This window comes from Streptomyces sp. NPDC060209 (assembly GCF_042728155.1).
Lineage (GTDB): Bacteria > Actinomycetota > Actinomycetes > Streptomycetales > Streptomycetaceae > Streptomyces.
This window is the reverse complement of the sequence record NZ_JBHWZS010000187.1, coordinates 1-16,838: the sequence shown is the minus strand read 5'-3', so window position 1 is coordinate 16,838 and position 16,838 is coordinate 1. Positions and strand designations below refer to the sequence as shown.

Sequence of the window (16,838 nt, the reverse complement as noted above, 5' to 3'; positions counted from 1 at the left end):
GACATCAAGCCGGCGAACGTGATCATCACGCACTCCGGCGCGGTCAAGGTGATGGACTTCGGCATCGCCCGCGCGCTGCACGGCGCCCAGTCGACGATGACCCAGACCGGCATGGTCATGGGCACGCCCCAGTACCTCTCCCCCGAGCAGGCGCTCGGCAAGGCGGTCGACCACCGCTCCGACCTGTACGCCACCGGCTGCCTGCTCTACGAACTGCTCGCACTGCGGCCCCCGTTCACGGGCGAGACCCCGCTCTCCGTCGTGTACCAGCACGTCCAGGACATCCCGGTCCCGCCCTCCCAGGTCGCGGGTGCGGTCCCGCCGGAGTTGGACGGGCTTGTCATGCGCTCCCTCGCGAAGGAGCCGGACGACCGGTTCCAGAGCGCCGAGGAGATGCGCGGCCTCGTCCAGTACAGCCTGCAGATGCTGCAGGTGCAGGGCGGACACACCGGTACGTGGAACACCGGCCCGGTCAACGCCCACGACAGCGGTCACACGGCGGCGATGAACATCGGCGGCGGCACGGCGGCCATGGGGCACCCCATGCACGGGGACACCTCGCAGGGCCCGATCCTGCCGCCCATGAACCCCGACGACGGGGCGTACGCAGGAGGTCATCGCAACGGCGGCGGTCGCGGCAAGATGTGGCTGTTCGTCCTGCTCGCGCTGATCGCGATCGGTGCGGGCGTCGCGGTCGCCCTCCAGGCGGCGAACGGCGACGGTGGCAACAAGAAGTCCCCGACCACGCCCTCCGCCACGGTCTCCCCCACGCCGACCCCCTCCTCACCGGAGCCGACGGACGAGGAGACCGAGGAGACCGAGGAGCCGGACGACTCAACGGGCGGCCAGAACTGGCCCACCGACGATCCGACGTTCACCCCGACTCAGGCCCCGACCGAGCCGACGGACAAGCCGTCGGAGACGCCCACAACGGCGGACCCGGGTACGGGTGGGACGTCCGACGGCGGTACGAGCGAGGGCGACGACGAGGGCTCCACCGGCGAACCCACCGACGACCCCACTGACCCGGGGACGAGCGAGGGCGGCAGCGCCGGCACCCCGGCCGGAGCCGCGGCGGGCACCGCCGCGGGGCCGACGGGCACCACCGGGGAGTGAGGACGGGCGCCGGCGGGTGGCCGGCGGACGCCGAACGATGAGGGCGGACGCCAGAACGGTGACGGAGGCCCTCACGCCGTGAAGGCCTCGCAGACCGCCTCGTACTCCCGCGTCCACCACACCGCCAGGGCCGACACCGCGGGGAACTGCGGGTCGGCCCTGCGGTCGTGCAGGCCGTAGCGCCAGCGCAGTATCCAGAAGTCGTTGAGGCGCTCCCACCACACCCGGTGCACCGCGGCCGCCAGCTCGGCCGCCCCCGCGCCCGCCGACCGCCGGTAGGCGCGGGCGTACGCCCGCACCTTCTCCAGCGCCAGCTTCCCGTCCGGCCGGACGAAGAAGATCGCCGCCGCCCGTACGGCCTCCTCCGCGCGTGGCTGGACGCCGAGCCGGTCCCAGTCGACGATCGCGACGGGGTCGGCGCCCCGGTAGAGCAGATTCAGCGGGTGGAAGTCGCCGTGCACCCATCCCCTGGCAGAGCCCTCGGGTGTGGGCGGGCGGCGGTGCGCGTGCTGTTCCAGCAGGGCACGGCGCTCGACGAGACGGTGTACGGCGAGCTCGTCGAACGCGTCCCGCGGGCCCAGGCGCCGCGCGGCCGTCAACAGCTCGTCGATCAGCGTGAACGTGTCGGCGGGATCAGGGCTCTGCCCCCGGACCGGAGGCGGCGGGTCCGCCTCCATGACCTGTTCCAGACCCATGTGCACGGCTCCGAGGAGCGCCCCGAGCCGACGTGACTGGGCGGTCGTCAGCTGGGCGCCGTCCCTGTGGAGGCCGTCCACCCACCGGTGCAGGGCGTAGCACTGCCCGTCGATCACCGTGACCGTGTCACCCTGTGTGTCCGCGAGGGGTGGGGCCACCGGCACTCCGAGGGAATGCAGCTGCTGGGTCGCCCGGTGCTGCCGGACGATCGTGGCGTGATCGCCGCTGGCGTCGTCGAGGTGGTGCTTGTCGAGATGGTGCTTGAGGAAGTACGAGCCACGGGTGGTGGACACGCGGTAACCGTGGTTGAGCAGGCCCTTGTTGAGAGGCTCGCAGGCAAGGGGTTCACCGGCGTCCGGGTAGCGGCGCAGGACCTCGCCGACCGGAGGGACAGGCGGGAGGGTCACAGATGAGCGCAGCACTCGCCACATGTTAGGTGACGCTACGTGTCCGGCCTTACGGACTTGCGGCGAAGGCCAGAGTGTGCATATGGGCGAGGTGCGGATCGAGCCGGAGATACACCGGATCGAAGTGTTCGCCGTTCACCTCGGCCGGGCCGTTCCCGAAGCGTTCACGCTCGTCGAGGGCCGGGTCCACGATCTCGACGGGGCCGGTGAACTGCACCGACCAGAGGTCTTCCGTGCCGCCGGTCACAGGGGAGTTGAAGTTGTCCGCCCCGTAGGCGATGACGCTTCCGTCGCAGGACTCGTGGAAGCCGAGCCCCCTGTGCATCCGCAGGACGACGCGGCCCTCGATCACCAGGTGCCTGGCCACAGCGAGGAAGGGCAGGGCTCGCATGCTCATGGCCAGCCGGCCGTAGCGGACACTGCCGAGCAGCTGGACGGCGCGGAGCTTGTCCGCGCCGGAGGAGCTGGCGGCGGTGGCGGTGCCGGTGGCGCCGGAAAGGCCGGAGGAGCCGGAACCCTTCGCGGTCCCGGTGTCGGAGGGGCGGGAAGAAAGCATGAATCCCACTCTCCGGTACAGGTAGGGGCCGTGTAAGGGTCCGCCGCCCCGACGGACCGGGACCAAAGTCCCTGCCCCGCCCGCTCAGCGCTTCTCGGCCTGAAGCCTCGCAACGTACGCCGCCGCCTGTGAACGCCTCTCCATGCCCAGCTTGGAGAGCAGGCTGGAGACGTAGTTCTTGATGGTCTTCTCGGCGAGATGCAGCCGCTCGCCGATCACCCGGTTCGTCAGCCCCTCGCCGATCAGGTCGAGGATCCTGCGCTCCTGGTCGGTCAGCCCGGCGAGCCGGTCGTCGCCCTTGCCGTCCTTGCCCTCGCGCAGCCGTTCCAGCACGCGGGCGGTGGCCGCGGGGTCCAGCAGGGATTTACCTGCCGCCACGTCGCGTACGGCGTTGAGCAGCTCGTTTCCGCGGATGGCCTTCAGTACGTATCCCGACGCGCCCGCCATGATCGCGTCGAAGAGGGCCTCGTCGTCGGCGTAGGAAGTGAGCATCAGGCATTTGATGTTCTCGTCCTTCGAGCGGACCTCGCGGCAGACCTCAACACCACTGCCGTCGGGCAGGCGCACGTCCAGGACGGCGACATCGGGCCGGGTCGCCGGGATCCGCGCGAGCGCGTCCGCGGCCGTGCCGGCCTCGCCGACGACCTCGATGTCCTCCTCGGCGGTCAGCAGCTCATGAACTCCGCGCCGGACGACTTCGTGATCATCGAGCAGGAATACCGTGATTTTTCCTTCTTCGCGCACATTCGCAGTCTCACACACTCCCCTGTCCTTTGCCCTTCCCTGGGGCTGCCGGCCGGGATAACGTGCCGTTGTTCCGGCCGCCTGCCAGGCTGTTACCAGTGCTGTGACCAGCGGGAGTTCGCGATTTTCGCGATTTACTTGGAAATCCAAGCAAAAACGCAGGTCACAAGGTGTTTCGCAGTTATGCGATGCACTGGGTAACGTGCTTATGACAGGACGCTCGCCGGGGCACCTGTCACGCCTGTTCCCGGCCAGCGGCACCCACCCCGTGCACGGGTCCGGACACAGGCGAGCCGCACTGGTTCCCGGCCATCCCGGGGGCCGGACCGACGGAGGAGCACGCACGTGACCGTGGAGAGCACTGCCGCGCGCAAACCGCGACGCAGCAGCAAGCGGACCAGCGCCGCGAAGACGCCACTAACTTCCGAGCCCCAGCTGGTACAGCTGCTGACGCCCGAAGGTGAGCGCGTCGAGCACCCGGACTTCGAGATCGACCTCAGCGCGGACGAGCTCCGAGGTCTCTACCGGGACATGGTCCTGACCCGTCGTTTCGACGCCGAGGCCACCGCGCTTCAGCGCCAGGGCGAGCTGGGTCTGTGGGCCTCGCTGCTGGGCCAGGAGGCCGCGCAGATCGGCTCCGGCCGGGCGCTGCGCGACGACGACTACGTCTTCCCGACCTACCGGGAGCACGGCGTCGCCTGGTGCCGGGGCGTCGACCCGACCAATCTGCTCGGCATGTTCCGTGGCGTGAACCACGGCGGCTGGGACCCGAGCACCAACAACTTCCACCTGTACACGATCGTCATCGGCTCGCAGACGCTGCACGCCACCGGCTACGCCATGGGCGTCGCCAAGGACGGCGCGGACTCGGCCGTGATCGCGTACTTCGGTGACGGCGCCTCCAGCCAGGGCGATGTCGCGGAGGCGTTCACCTTCTCCGCCGTCTACAACGCCCCCGTCGTGTTCTTCTGCCAGAACAACCAGTGGGCGATCTCCGAGCCGACCGAGAAGCAGACGCGCGTGCCGCTCTACCAGCGCGCGCAGGGTTTCGGCTTCCCCGGTGTCCGGGTCGACGGCAACGACGTACTGGCGTGCCTGGCCGTCACCAGGTCGGCGCTCGAGCGTGCCCGGCGGGGCGAGGGGCCCACCCTCGTCGAGGCGTTCACCTACCGGATGGGTGCCCACACCACCTCCGACGACCCGACCAAGTACCGGGCGGACGAGGAGCGGGCGGCCTGGGAGGCCAAGGACCCGATCCTGAGGCTGCGCACGTACCTGGAGAAGCAGGACCTCGCGGACGCGGCGTTCTTCACCGCGCTGGAGGAGGAGAGCGAGACCCTCGGCAAGCGGGTGCGTGAAGCGGTGCGGGCCATGCCCGACCCGGACCGGCTGGCGATCTTCGACCACGCGTACGCCGACGGCAATCCGCTCGTCGACGAGGAGCGCGCCCAGTTCGCCGCCTACCAGGCATCGTTCGCCGAGGAGGGCAACTAGCCATGGCCGCTGAGAAGATGTCCATCGCGAAGGCGCTCAACGAGTCGCTGCGCAAGGCTCTCGAGACCGACCCCAAGGTCCTCATCATGGGTGAGGACGTCGGCAAGCTCGGCGGGGTCTTCCGCATCACGGACGGGCTCCAGAAGGACTTCGGCGAGGACCGGGTCATCGACACCCCGCTCGCGGAGTCCGGCATCGTCGGTACGGCGATCGGTCTGGCCCTGCGCGGCTACCGCCCGATCGTCGAGATCCAGTTCGACGGCTTCGTCTTCCCCGCGTACGACCAGATCGTCACGCAGCTCGCCAAGATGCACGCCCGCGCCCTCGGCAAGATCAAGATGCCGGTCGTCGTCCGCATCCCGTACGGCGGCGGCATCGGTGCCGTCGAGCACCACAGCGAGTCGCCCGAAGCGCTGTTCGCGCACGTGGCGGGCCTGAAGGTCGTCTCGCCCTCCAACGCGAGCGACGCCTACTGGATGATGCAGCAGGCCGTCCAGAGCGACGACCCGATCATCTTCTTCGAGCCCAAGCGGCGTTACTGGGACAAGGGGGAGCTCGACACCGAGTCCATCCCCGGCCCGCTCCACAAGGCCGCCGTGGCCCGTGAGGGCTCCGACCTCACGCTCGTGGCGTACGGCCCGATGGTGAAGGTCTGCCTGGAGGCGGCCGCCGCGGCGCAGGAGGAGGGCAAGTCGATCGAGGTCCTGGACCTGCGGTCGATGTCCCCGATCGACTTCGACGCCGTACAGACCTCGGTCGAGAAGACCGGCCGGCTCGTGGTGGTCCACGAGGCGCCGGTGTTCTACGGCTCCGGGGCCGAGATCGCCGCCCGGATCACCGAGCGCTGCTTCTACCATCTCGAAGCGCCGGTGCTGAGGGTCGGCGGCTACCACGCCCCCTACCCTCCGGCCCGGCTCGAGGACGAGTACCTGCCGGGTCTCGACCGGGTGCTCGACGCCGTCGACCGCTCGCTGGCGTACTGAGGAGAGGGTCGTGACGACGATGACCGAAACGTCTGCTCGTTTCCGTGAGTTCAAGATGCCCGATGTGGGCGAAGGACTGACCGAGGCGGAAATCCTCAAGTGGTTCGTCCAGCCCGGCGACACCGTCACCGACGGCCAGGTCGTGTGCGAGGTCGAGACGGCCAAGGCCGCGGTGGAGCTGCCGATCCCGTTCGACGGGGTGGTGCACGAGCTGCGCTTCCCCGAGGGCACGACCGTCGATGTCGGCGAGGTGATCATCGCGGTGGACGTGGCGCCGGGCAGCGGTGACGTCCCGGCCGCTCCGGAGGCCGCCCAGCAGCCCGTGGCGGAGCCCGAACCGGAAGCCGAGCCGGAAGCGCCCAAGGGGCGCCAGCCGGTGCTGGTGGGTTACGGCGTGGCCGAGACCTCCACCAAGCGCCGTGCCCGCAAGGGTGCCGAGATCCCGGGTCCGGCCGCCGCCGCGATCCAGGCCGAGATCAACGGCCACGGCGCGAAGGTCCCGGAGAGCCGCCCGCTCGCCAAGCCGCCGGTGCGCAAGCTGGCGAAGGACCTGGGCATCGACCTCGCCACGGTGACCCCGACCGGCGAGGGCGGTGTCATCACCCGCGAGGACGTTCACGCGGCTGCCGCGCCGGCCCCCGCCGAGGCCCCCGCGCGGGCCGAGGAGGCAGCTGTCGCCCCCGCACCGGCCGCCGCGCCCGCAGGCACGGCCGGCCGGGAGACCCGTATCCCGGTCAAGGGCGTACGCAAGGCCATCGCGCAGGCCATGGTCGGCAGCGCGTTCACCGCGCCGCATGTCACCGAGTTCGTGACCGTCGACGTGACGCGGACGATGAAGCTGGTGGCGGAGCTCAAGGAAGACAAGGACATGGCGGGAGTCCGGGTCAATCCGCTCCTGATCATCGCCAAGGCGCTCCTGGTCGCGATCAGGCGCAACCCGGGGGTCAACGCCGCCTGGGACGAGGCCAACCAGGAGATCGTCCAGAAGCACTACGTCAACCTGGGCATCGCCGCCGCCACCCCGCGTGGTCTGATCGTGCCGAACATCAAGGACGCGCACGACAAGACCCTGCCGCAGCTGGGCGAGGCACTGGGCGAGCTGGTGTCCACGGCGCGCGAGGGCAGGACGTCGCCGGCGGCCATGGCCGGCGGCACGGTGACCATCACCAACGTCGGTGTCTTCGGCGTCGACACGGGCACGCCCATCCTGAACCCGGGCGAGTCCGCGATCCTCGCGGTCGGGGCGATCAAGCTCCAGCCCTGGGTCCACAAGGGCAAGGTGAAGCCCCGTCAGGTGACCACGCTGGCGCTCTCCTTCGACCACCGGCTGGTCGACGGCGAGCTCGGTTCCAAGGTGCTCGCGGACGTCGCGGCAGTCCTGGAGCAGCCCAAGAGGCTGATCACCTGGGCCTGACAAGCCACGCAGAAGGGGCCCGCCGCGCGATGCGGTGGGCCCCTTCCGTGTGTGCGGGGGTTACTTCTTGAAGCCGTAGTCCAGGAGCTTCTTCGCGTCGGCCGTCCGGGTGGTCGCGGACGTCGAGGTGAGAACGGTCCCGATGACCGTCTTGCCGTTCCGGGTCGCGGCGAAGACCAGGCAGTACTTGGCGGTCGGGCCGGAGCCGGTCTTCACACCGATCATGCCGGTGTAGCTGCCCAGCATGGCGTTGGTGTTGGACCACGACATGTAGCGGTAGCCGCCGGTCTTGGTCGTGACCTTCTGCTTCGTCGACTTCGTCTTCACGATCGTGCGGAACGTGGAGTTCTTCATCGCGCTGCTGGCGATCTTCGTCAGGTCGCGAGGCGTGGAGTAGTTCGAGCCGCCGCCGATGCCGTCGAACGAGTCGAAGTGGGTGTTCTTCAGGCCGAGGCTCTTCGCGGAGGCGTTCATCTTGCCGATGAAGGACTTCACCCGGGCCGCGCGCGTGGAGCCGGTGCCGAACTTGTCGGCCAGGGCGTAGGCGGCGTCGCAGCCCGAAGGCAGCATCAGGCCGTACAGGAGCTGGCGGACCGTGACCTTGTCGCCGACGATCAGCCGGGCCGACGAGGCGGTCTTCGAGACGATGTAGTCGCTGTACGCCTTCTGGACCGTGACCTTGGTATCCAGGTTCAGGTTCTTCTGCGCCAGGACCACCTTGGCGGTCATTATCTTCGTCGTGGAGCCGGTGGAGCGGCGGGTGTCCGCGGCCTTGCCGTAGAGCGTCTTCGCGGTGCCGTCGTTCATCACGAAGCCGCCCTTGGCGGTGATCGTGGGCGTCGGCGGTGTCGCTGCCTGGGCCGCGGAGGCGAACGCTCCGCTCGCGAGGACGGCCCCTGCCGTCAAGGCGACCACGGCCGCGACGGAAGCGCGACGTGTGCCCGTAATGCCGTGTGTCAAAGTAGACGCTCCAAATGTCCTGAAAGGGCGACCGCACGGGAGTGCCGCCCTGTCATGAGACTCACGAGAGCGCCGAATGGCTGTACACCCGTAAGAGTGAGCCGCGTCATGGGTGCGGGGTGGGCCCGCGCCCGCGGATCCGATTCGGATCGCGGGCCCCCGCCGCCGCGAGGCGGCCGGGTCCGGATCGCGGACGGGGGAGCGGACGCACCCATCTTGTATCTATGCTGTGTGCATGCCTGTCGCGCCCCCTGCCTCCCCCACGATCCGAAAGGCGGACCCCAAGCCGCCGCCCGCTGCCGAGCGCGTCTACACCCACATCAAGGAAGCGGTACTCGACCGCCGCTACGAGGGCGGCACGCTCCTCACCGAAGGCGACCTGGCCGAGGCGGTCGGCGTATCCCGGACCCCGGTGCGGGAAGCGCTGCTCCGCCTCGAGGTCGAAGGGCTGATCAAGCTCTACCCCAAGAAGGGCGCGCTGGTGCTCGCGGTCTCCGCGCAGGAGATCTCCGACGTGGTGGAGACCCGGCTGCTCGTCGAGGAGTTCGCCGCACGCAAGGCCGTGCCCGCGTCGGCACAGCTGATCGCACGGCTCGAACAGCTCCTGGAGGAGCAGCGGGAGCTCGCCGAGGCGGGCGACCTGGCCGCGGTGTCGGTCAAGGACCGGTGCTTCCACGCCGAGATCGTGAAGAACGCGGGCAACGAGATCCTCTCGCGTCTCTACGACCAGCTCCGGGACCGGCAGTTGCGGATGGGCGTCGCCGTGATGGAGGCGCACCCCGGCCGGATCGCCGCCAACATCGCCGAGCACGGTGACCTGCTGGAGGCCATCAGGGCCGGGGACGCCGAGGGCGCCGCACAGGTCGTACGGCACCACGTCAGCCGGGTCAAGGTGCTGGTCCGGGGTGATGACCGGTGACCTCCGCCGCCCCCACTCTCTCCCTGCCCGGAGACCCGCCCGGCGGCCGGCGTGCCGCACGGGTCTGGGGCATCGGCGTCGCCGTCTACTTCGTCGCCATCATCTTCCGTACGAGCCTGGGAGTCGCCGGACTCGACGCCGCCGACCGCTTCGACGTCAACGCCTCGGCCCTGTCGACGTTCTCCATCCTTCAGCTGCTCGTCTACGCCGGCATGCAGATACCCGTGGGCCTCATGGTCGACCGGCTCGGCACCAAGAAGGTCCTCACCATCGGGGTGGTGCTCTTCACGGTGGGGCAGCTGGGCTTCGCGCTCTCCCCCTCGTACGGCATGGCGCTCGCCTCCCGCGCGCTGCTCGGCTGCGGCGACGCGATGACGTTCATCAGCGTGCTGCGGCTCGGCGCCCGGTGGTTCCCGGCCCGGCGCGGGCCGCTGATCGGGCAGGTGGCCGCGCTCTTCGGGATGGCGGGCAACCTCGTCTCGACCCTCTTCATCGCCCGTGCGCTGCACGGGTTCGGCTGGACCACGACCTTCGTCGGCAGCTCGTTGGCGGGCGTGGTGGTGCTGGTGCTCCTGCTGCTCTTCCTCAAGGACCACCCCGAGGGCCACGAGCCGCCGCCCGCCGAGCACGCCGGAGCGGCGTACGTGCGGAAGCAGATCGCCGCCTCCTGGCGGGAGCCGGGCACGCGCCTGGGCATGTGGGTGCACTTCACCACGCAGTTCCCCGCCATGGTCTTCCTGCTGCTGTGGGGCATGCCGTTCCTGGTCGAGGCACAGGGGCTCAGCAGGGGCACCGCCGGTGAACTGCTCACCCTGGTGGTGCTCTCCAACATGGTGGTGGGGCTGGTCTACGGGCAGGTCATCGCGCGCCACCACGCGGCACGCGCCCCGCTGGCCCTGGGCACGGTCGCGCTGACCGCGCTGCTCTGGGCGTCCACGATCTTCTATCCCGGCGACCACGCGCCGATGTGGCTGCTGATCACCCTGTGCGTGGTACTCGGCTCCTGCGGCCCGGCCTCGATGATCGGCTTCGACTTCGGCCGGCCGGCCAATCCGCCGGAACGTCAGGGCACCGCCTCCGGCATCGTCAACATGGGCGGCTTCATCGCCTCGATGACGACACTGTTCGCGGTCGGCGTCCTGCTGGACGCGACCGGGGACAACTACCGCATCGCGTTCGCCTCGGTCTTCGTCCTGGAGGCGCTGGGCGTCGTGCAGATCCTGAGGCTGCACGCCAGCGCCACGCACAGGGAACGCGACCACCACGTGGTCAGCCGGGTGGAAGCCGTACACGTGCCCGCCTGACAGCGCCCGTCGGCGCGCCCGTCCCGGTCCGCCGGCGGACGGGCGCCGCCGGTCGTGGTGCTACGGGGTCACGGCGAAGTGACGCAGGATCTCGGCCGCCAGGTCCTGGTCGCCGTCGATCTTGATCCGGTCCTCCACGGCCTGTGCCCGGACCCGGCCGCAGGCCAGCCGGTAGTACGTCTCCCAGTCCATCGCGAGGGTCGCCACAGGGCCCAGCGACGGCGCACCGTCGACCGAACCGCGCCCCTCGCCGTCGACCCTGACCGTGCGCAGGAACTCGAGCGGGCCGTGCACATCGAAGACCACGGCCGAATTGGGCGGCGCGCCCGCCGACTTGGCGACCACCTTCGCCAGCCCGATCAGCAGCGTGTCCCGGACGATCAGGGCGCCGGGGGAATCCAGATTGCCGTGCTGTCCCAGCGTCGTACGCAGGTCCTGCTCGTGCACCCAGACGTCGAAGGCCCGCATGCGCAGTGCCAGTTCCAGCGTCTGCTCGGCGCCGAGGGGCGCCCGCACCATGGTCTCGGGGGCGCGCGACTCGTTGCGCAGCTGACGCATGCGCCGGATGAGCGTGTACTCCAGCTCCGACGTCATCTCCGGCGCGGTGTGGTGGCGCCGTACGTCGACCTGCATCTCCATGTAGCGCTGGTGGTCGTTCTGCACGTGGTACAGGTCGCGCGGCAGCGTGTGGATCGGCCGGGGGTCGCCGAGCTGCTCGCACTCCATGCCGATGACGTGCGAGACGATGTCGCGTACCGACCAGCCCGGGCAGGGTGTCCGGCGGTTCCACTCCCCCTCGACGAGTGGCTTGACCAGCTCGGCTATCGACTCGACGGAGTGGGTCCAGGCATCGGCATAGGTCTGGAGGCTGGGATGGACGGTCACGGGACCCCTCGTGCGGTTCTGCGGTGCATGGGCTGGCGAGCAGGGAGTGCCGACGGGATGGCCGGCACCGACGGTGCTGTCTGCGGGCTGCGTGGGAGGTTCGCTCGCTAAGTTACGCTGCGAGCAGGCACCCCGGCAGTGCTTTCGTGTGACGATCGTAGGCCCGCGTTGACGGCTTCCATGCCAGGACGGTGGTAGTGTGCACGCCTCCCTCATCCAGATTGCAGTAAACCCGGATGAATCGGTCAATTCCCGTAGAGAGCGCGCGGCTTCGCTGGTCGTGGCCCAGCGGGGAGCGGACCTGGTCGTCCTCCCCGAGCTCTGGCCGGTCGGCGCCTTCGCTTACACCGCGTTCGCCGACGAGGCCGAACCGCTGGGCGGGCCCACACACGACATCATGGCGAAGGCGGCAGCCGAAGCCGGGGTCTGGCTGCACGCCGGGTCCTTCGTCGAGCGGGCCGAGGACGGCACCCTCTACAACACCTCACTGGTGTTCTCGCCCGAGGGCGAGCGGGCCGCCGCGTACCGCAAGATCCACCGCTTCGGTTTCGACAAGGGCGAGGCCGTGCTGATGGGGGCCGGCGAGGAACTCGTCACCGTCGCACTGCCGGAGACCATCCTCGGCCTCGCCACCTGCTACGACCTGCGCTTTCCGGAGCAGTTCCGGGGACTCGTCGACGCGGGAGCCGAGACCCTGGTCATCTCGGCCGGCTGGCCGGAGCGCCGCCGCTCGCACTGGACGCTGCTGGCGCAGGCCCGTGCCGTCGAGAACCAGGCCTATGTCCTGGCGGTCGGGTCGGCGGGCACCCATGCGGGGGTCGAACAGGCGGGCCACAGCATCGTCGTCGACCCCTGGGGTGAGGTACTCGCCGAGGCCGGGGCGGACGAGGAAGTGCTGAACGTGGAGTTCGACCCGGCCAAGGCCATCACCACCCGGGAACAGTTCCCGGCCCTCAAGGACCGCCGCCTGGGCCTTGCCCCGCGGCGCCTGGCCTGAGCCGTACGCACACGTCCCGATGGCCCGGTTTCACGTCAACCGGGCCAATCGGTCGGAGCTGATACATCCTTCAGTCCTCGCCGTGCTCCTTGTCGTGCTCCTTGTCCGCGAGGACGATCACGCACACCGCCACCGCGATGAGCAGGGGCACGTCGGCGTCCTCCCGCACGATGTCGACGCCGTAGGTGTCGCGGACCGTCAGCCAGCGCCGGGAGATCTGGGCGAGCAGCTCACCGTCGTAGTCGATGGCGAACTCGCGGTCCAGGATCTTGCCGCTGACGTCCAGCTCGGTGCCGTCCACCAGGGTCACCCGGTAGTGGTTGCGCAGCAGTGAGAGCCGCTTCCGCTTCACCTTGGCGAGCTCGTCGCCGTCGCGTTCGATGAGCATGGTGTCGCGGAGGCTGATCAGCTTCTGGCGGATCTCCACCAGCACCTGGCCGCTCGTGTCCTTCAGCTCGAAGGTGTCACGCAGCCGCATCGCCTTGCCGTCGACGAGGAAGAGCTTCCGGCCGTCCGCGTCCTCGATCCAGTAGTCGTCGCCGACGCCGAACACTCGCTCACGTACGAGAAGTCTCATGGATCACAGGTTCCCCGACGCCCTGCCGGAATGCGCGCAGGCCACGGTGCTGTTGACTGTTGTCATGACAGCACGTGCACGTGTCCGCGCCCCCGAACTGATCGGCAAGGGCGGCTGGCTCAATACAGGCGACCGGCAGTACACCCTCGCTGACCTGCGGGGACGCATTGTCATCCTGGATTTCTGGACATTCTGCTGTGTGAACTGTCTGCATGTGCTCGATGAGCTGCGTGAGCTGGAGGAGAAGCACCGCGACACCGTGGTGATCATCGGTGTCCACTCGCCGAAGTTCGTGCACGAGGCGGAACACCAGGCCGTGGTCGACGCCGTCGAGCGGTACGAGGTGCATCACCCCGTCCTCGACGACCCCGAGCTCGTCACCTGGAAGCAGTACGCCGTCCGGGCCTGGCCCACGCTCGTCGTCGTGGACCCCGAGGGCTATGTCGTGGCGCAGCACGCTGGTGAGGGCCACGCGCACGCCATCGAGAAGCTGGTCGAGGAGCTGGAGGCCGAGCACGCGGCGAAGGGCACCCTGCGCCGAGGCGACGGCCCGTACGTCGCTCCGGAGCCGGTCGCCACACATCTGCGGTTCCCCGGCAAGGCGCTCGCCCTTCCCGACGGCGGCTTCCTGGTCTCGGACACCACACGGCACCGCCTGGTCGAGCTGGAGGCCGACGGCGAGACCGTACGGGGCCACTTCGGTGCCGGTGAGCGTGGGTTCGCGGACGGCAGCGCCGAGGAGACCCGGTTCAGCGAACCGCAGGGCCTCGCCGTCCTGCCCGACGGCCGGATCGCCGTCGCTGACACCGTCAACCACGCGATCAGGGCGCTCGACCTCGCGACGGGTGTGACGACCACACTCGCCGGGACCGGCCGCCAGTGGTGGCAGGGCTCCGCCACCAGCGGTCCGGCCACGGAGGTGGACCTGTCGTCCCCGTGGGACATCGCCTGGTTCGGCGACCGGCTGTGGATCGCGATGGCAGGCGTGCACCAGCTGTGGACGTACGACCCCGAGCAGGGGACGGTTCGGGTCGCCGCAGGGACGACCAACGAAGGCCTGGTCGACGGGCCCGGGGACGAGGCGTGGTTCGCGCAGCCCTCCGGCCTGGCCGCGGCCGGCGACCGTCTCTGGGTCGCCGACTCCGAGACCTCCTCGCTGCGCTACGTGGACCTGGAGGGCGCCGTGCACACGGCCGTCGGTACGGGTCTCTTCGACTTCGGCCACCGCGACGGCCCCGCCGGTCAGGCGCTCTTCCAGCACCCGCTGGGCGTCACGGCCCTCCCGGACGGTTCCGTCGCCGTGAGTGACACCTACAACCACGCGCTGCGACGGTACGACCCGGAGAGCGGTGAGGTCACCACGCTGGCCACGGATCTGCGGGAGCCCAGCGACGCGGTCCTGGTGGAGGGCGACCTGGTCGTCGTCGAGTCCGCACGGCACCGGCTGACCCGGCTGAGGCTGCCCGAGGAGGCCGTGCGGGTCGCGGACCAGGCCCACCGCACGCAGCGGGCGGCCACCGAGGTCGCCGCCGGGACGCTGCGGCTGGACGTGGTCTTCCAGGCGCCCGCCGGGCAGAAGCTGGATACCCGGTACGGCCCCTCGACCCGGCTGTTGGTCTCCTCGACCCCGCCGGACCTGCTGGCCGAGGGGTCGGGTCCGGGTACGGACCTGAGCCGTGACCTGGTCCTGGCGGACGGGGTCACCGAGGGCGTCCTGCATGTGTCCGCGATGGCGGCCTCCTGCGACGACGACCCGGCGAACGAGTACCCGGCCTGCCATGTGCACCAGCAGGACTGGGGCGTTCCCGTGAGCGTCACCACCGGAGGGGCCTCCAGGCTCCCGCTGGTGCTGGCAGGGATGGACGAGCAGGGCTGAGGCTCACAACTCGGCAGCGCCGTCGCGCAGCTCGGGCGGCCGGTAGCCGGCCGCCCACTGCGCCTGGTCCCCGGCGCTGCCCTCGGCGCCGGGCGTCTACCTGCCCGTCAGGTCACTGGTAGCGGCGCTCGTCCTCCGAGACGACAGTGGTGGTGGGCGGCACGACCATGCGGCGGCGACGCGCGATGCTCATGTAGACGAAGACCCCGACGATGCCGACGAGCATCATGATCCAGCCGACCAGGTCGACGTTGACGGTGTCCAGCTCCCAGTCCGTCGCGAACGCCAGAATCGCCCCGGCACCGATCAGGAGAATGCATCCTCCGAGCCCCATGATTTCCGCCTCCTCGACGGCCCGGTGAATCCGGGCCGATGTACGGATCGCGTACCCGGCCCGGCAACAACCATGTCCGTGAGGGCGGTTGGGGCGGTGGAGGGATCAGCCCGCGAGGAACGCGGTGAGCGCGTTGGCCAGGAGATACGGGTCGTCGGCGCCGCAGAGTTCACGCGCGCTGTGCATCGACAGGATCGCCACGCCGATGTCGACGGTCTGGATGCCGTGGCGTGCCGCGGTGATCGGGCCGATCGTCGTGCCGCACGGCATCGAGTTGTTGGAGACGAACGTCTGCCAGGGCACGCCCGCCTTCTCGCAGGCCGCGGCGAACACGGCGCGGCCGCCGCCGTCGGTCGCGTAGCGCATGTTGACGTTGACCTTGAGGATCGGTCCGCCGTTGGCCACCGGGTGGTGCGTCGGGTCGTGCCGCTCGGCGTAGTTGGGGTGGACGGCGTGGCCGGTGTCCGAGGAGAGACAGACGGTCCCGGCGAAGGCCCGGGCGCGGTCCTCGTACGAACCCCCGCGGGCGAACACGGAGCGCTCCAGGACCGTGCCGAGCAGCGGGCCGTCCGCACCGGTGTCGGACTGGGAGCCGTTCTCCTCGTGGTCGAAGGCGGCCAGCACGGGGATGTACGGGATCTCGTCGTCCGGCTGCGTGGCCACGGCGGCCAGCGCGGCTGTCGCGGCGTGCACCGAGAGCAGGTTGTCCATGCGCGGGCCGGCGAGCAGCTCACGGTCCCGGCCCAGATAGGCCGGCGGCTCGACGGGGTGCGGCATGAGGTCCCAGCCGGTGATCTCCGAGGGGTCGACGCCGGCCTCCTCGGCGACGAAGCGGATGAGGTCGCCCTCCTCGACCTCACCGAGCCCCCAGATCGGCTGCATGTGCTTCTGACGGTCGAGCTTGAGGCCGTCGGGGTTGGCGGACCGGTCCAGGTGCACGGCCAGCTGGGGCACCCGCAGCAGCGGCCGGTCGATGTTCACCAGCCGGTGCGTGCCGTCACGCAGCGAGATCCGGCCGGCGAGACCGAGATCCCGGTCGAGCCAGGTGTTCAGGAGCGTCCCGCCGTAGATCTCGACGGCGACCTGGCGCCAGCCGTACGCGCCGGTGTCCGGCAGGGGCTTGACCCGCAGGTTGGGGGAGTCGGTGTGGGCCCCCACGATCCGGTACGGGGTGTGGGCGCCGGCGCCCTCCGGCACGTACCAGGCCACGATCGCACCGCCCCGCAGGACGTACTTCCCGCCCTTGGAGCCGTCCCACGCATCCGTCTCCTCGACCTGCCGGAACCCGGCCTTCTCCAGCCGCGCGGCAGCGGTGGCCACGGCGTGGTACGGGGAGGGGCTGGCCATCAGGAAAGCCATCAGGTCGTCGGTGTGCCCGCGGTCGAAGCGGAGGGGAGAGCTCATGTTCTTCACTTTAACGACGGCGGACCGGGACGCCTCACGGTGTACGGGGCCCGCTCACGGTCATCGTCCGGAAAGCGTCGCCGGCGCCCTTCCCCTCGTCGGCGTCGCACCCAGGGCATCGTCCCCTCGGCAGCCACCGGGATCACAAGTACGGCCCGCCCCTCGGCGGGGG

The 16,838-nt window shown here is 70.1% G+C and carries 16 protein-coding genes; 8 read left to right on the top strand and 8 right to left on the bottom strand.

The window, feature by feature from the left end:
• Positions 1 to 1,116: protein kinase domain-containing protein (locus ACFWFI_RS28800; protein WP_387395600.1), on the top strand; the 1,116-nt coding region annotated here is incomplete at its 5' end.
• Positions 1,117 to 1,187: 71 nt separating this feature from the next.
• On the opposite strand, the gene ACFWFI_RS28795 is transcribed toward ACFWFI_RS28800, so the two are convergent.
• The 3 genes from ACFWFI_RS28795 to ACFWFI_RS28785 all read right to left on the bottom strand — a co-directional run bounded on the left by ACFWFI_RS28795 (position 1,188) and on the right by ACFWFI_RS28785 (position 3,519).
• Complete coding sequence (locus ACFWFI_RS28795) at positions 1,188 to 2,243, bottom strand: phosphotransferase (protein ID WP_387395597.1); 1,056 nt, start codon at positions 2,241 to 2,243, stop codon at positions 1,188 to 1,190.
• Positions 2,244 to 2,268: 25 nt separating this feature from the next.
• Positions 2,269 to 2,775, bottom strand: coding sequence for a pyridoxamine 5'-phosphate oxidase family protein (locus ACFWFI_RS28790; protein WP_387395595.1), 507 nt, complete (start codon positions 2,773 to 2,775; stop codon positions 2,269 to 2,271).
• Positions 2,776 to 2,859: 84 nt separating this feature from the next.
• Positions 2,860 to 3,519: a response regulator gene (locus ACFWFI_RS28785; protein ID WP_387395592.1), complete on the bottom strand. Its 660-nt coding sequence runs from the start codon at positions 3,517 to 3,519 to the stop codon at positions 2,860 to 2,862.
• Positions 3,520 to 3,864: 345 nt separating this feature from the next.
• On the opposite strand from ACFWFI_RS28785, the gene pdhA reads away from it, so the two are divergent.
• From pdhA to ACFWFI_RS28770, 3 genes are read left to right on the top strand one after another with little or no spacing between them, the layout of a single operon-like run.
• Complete coding sequence (gene pdhA / locus ACFWFI_RS28780; RefSeq protein WP_387395589.1) at positions 3,865 to 5,013, top strand: pyruvate dehydrogenase (acetyl-transferring) E1 component subunit alpha; 1,149 nt, start codon at positions 3,865 to 3,867, stop codon at positions 5,011 to 5,013.
• A gap of 2 nt (positions 5,014 to 5,015) precedes the next feature.
• Complete coding sequence (locus ACFWFI_RS28775; protein WP_387395587.1) at positions 5,016 to 5,996, top strand: alpha-ketoacid dehydrogenase subunit beta; 981 nt, start codon at positions 5,016 to 5,018, stop codon at positions 5,994 to 5,996.
• 10 nt (positions 5,997 to 6,006) lie between these two features.
• Positions 6,007 to 7,410, top strand: coding sequence for a dihydrolipoamide acetyltransferase family protein (locus ACFWFI_RS28770; protein WP_387395585.1), 1,404 nt, complete (start codon positions 6,007 to 6,009; stop codon positions 7,408 to 7,410).
• Positions 7,411 to 7,470: 60 nt separating this feature from the next.
• On the opposite strand, the gene ACFWFI_RS28765 is transcribed toward ACFWFI_RS28770, so the two are convergent.
• Positions 7,471 to 8,370: a D-alanyl-D-alanine carboxypeptidase family protein gene (locus tag ACFWFI_RS28765; RefSeq protein WP_387395584.1), complete on the bottom strand. Its 900-nt coding sequence runs from the start codon at positions 8,368 to 8,370 to the stop codon at positions 7,471 to 7,473.
• A gap of 235 nt (positions 8,371 to 8,605) precedes the next feature.
• Between ACFWFI_RS28765 and ACFWFI_RS28760 the strand changes: the two genes are divergently transcribed.
• Complete coding sequence (locus tag ACFWFI_RS28760) at positions 8,606 to 9,289, top strand: GntR family transcriptional regulator (protein ID WP_387395582.1); 684 nt, start codon at positions 8,606 to 8,608, stop codon at positions 9,287 to 9,289.
• Positions 9,286 to 10,593, top strand: a complete 1,308-nt coding sequence (locus tag ACFWFI_RS28755; protein WP_387395579.1) for an MFS transporter — start codon at positions 9,286 to 9,288, stop codon at positions 10,591 to 10,593. The genes ACFWFI_RS28760 and ACFWFI_RS28755 overlap by 4 nt, the downstream gene beginning before the upstream one ends.
• A gap of 60 nt (positions 10,594 to 10,653) precedes the next feature.
• Here the strand turns inward: ACFWFI_RS28755 and ACFWFI_RS28750 are convergent, their stop codons facing one another.
• The gene (locus ACFWFI_RS28750; protein ID WP_387395577.1) at positions 10,654 to 11,478 is read right to left on the bottom strand and encodes a maleylpyruvate isomerase family mycothiol-dependent enzyme; all 825 of its coding nucleotides are present in this window, start codon (positions 11,476 to 11,478) and stop codon (positions 10,654 to 10,656) included.
• Between the two features lie 199 nt (positions 11,479 to 11,677).
• On the opposite strand from ACFWFI_RS28750, the gene ACFWFI_RS28745 reads away from it, so the two are divergent.
• Entirely contained in the window at positions 11,678 to 12,475 is a 798-nt protein-coding gene (locus ACFWFI_RS28745) for a carbon-nitrogen family hydrolase (RefSeq protein ID WP_387395575.1), read from the top strand.
• A 70-nt stretch (positions 12,476 to 12,545) separates the two neighbouring features.
• On the opposite strand, the gene ACFWFI_RS28740 is transcribed toward ACFWFI_RS28745, so the two are convergent.
• Positions 12,546 to 13,052: an LURP-one-related/scramblase family protein gene (locus tag ACFWFI_RS28740; protein WP_387395573.1), complete on the bottom strand. Its 507-nt coding sequence runs from the start codon at positions 13,050 to 13,052 to the stop codon at positions 12,546 to 12,548.
• 64 nt (positions 13,053 to 13,116) lie between these two features.
• Between ACFWFI_RS28740 and ACFWFI_RS28735 the strand changes: the two genes are divergently transcribed.
• Positions 13,117 to 14,928, top strand: coding sequence for an NHL domain-containing thioredoxin family protein (locus tag ACFWFI_RS28735; protein ID WP_387395571.1), 1,812 nt, complete (start codon positions 13,117 to 13,119; stop codon positions 14,926 to 14,928).
• Between the two features lie 112 nt (positions 14,929 to 15,040).
• Here the strand turns inward: ACFWFI_RS28735 and ACFWFI_RS28730 are convergent, their stop codons facing one another.
• On the bottom strand, positions 15,041 to 15,262 hold the full coding sequence (locus tag ACFWFI_RS28730; protein WP_387395568.1) for a DUF6458 family protein: 222 nt from the start codon (positions 15,260 to 15,262) through the stop codon (positions 15,041 to 15,043).
• A 105-nt stretch (positions 15,263 to 15,367) separates the two neighbouring features.
• Positions 15,368 to 16,666 (bottom strand): M18 family aminopeptidase, encoded by a 1,299-nt coding sequence (locus ACFWFI_RS28725; protein ID WP_387395565.1) that lies wholly within the window; start codon positions 16,664 to 16,666, stop codon positions 15,368 to 15,370.
• Positions 16,667 to 16,838: the final 172 nt, after the last annotated feature.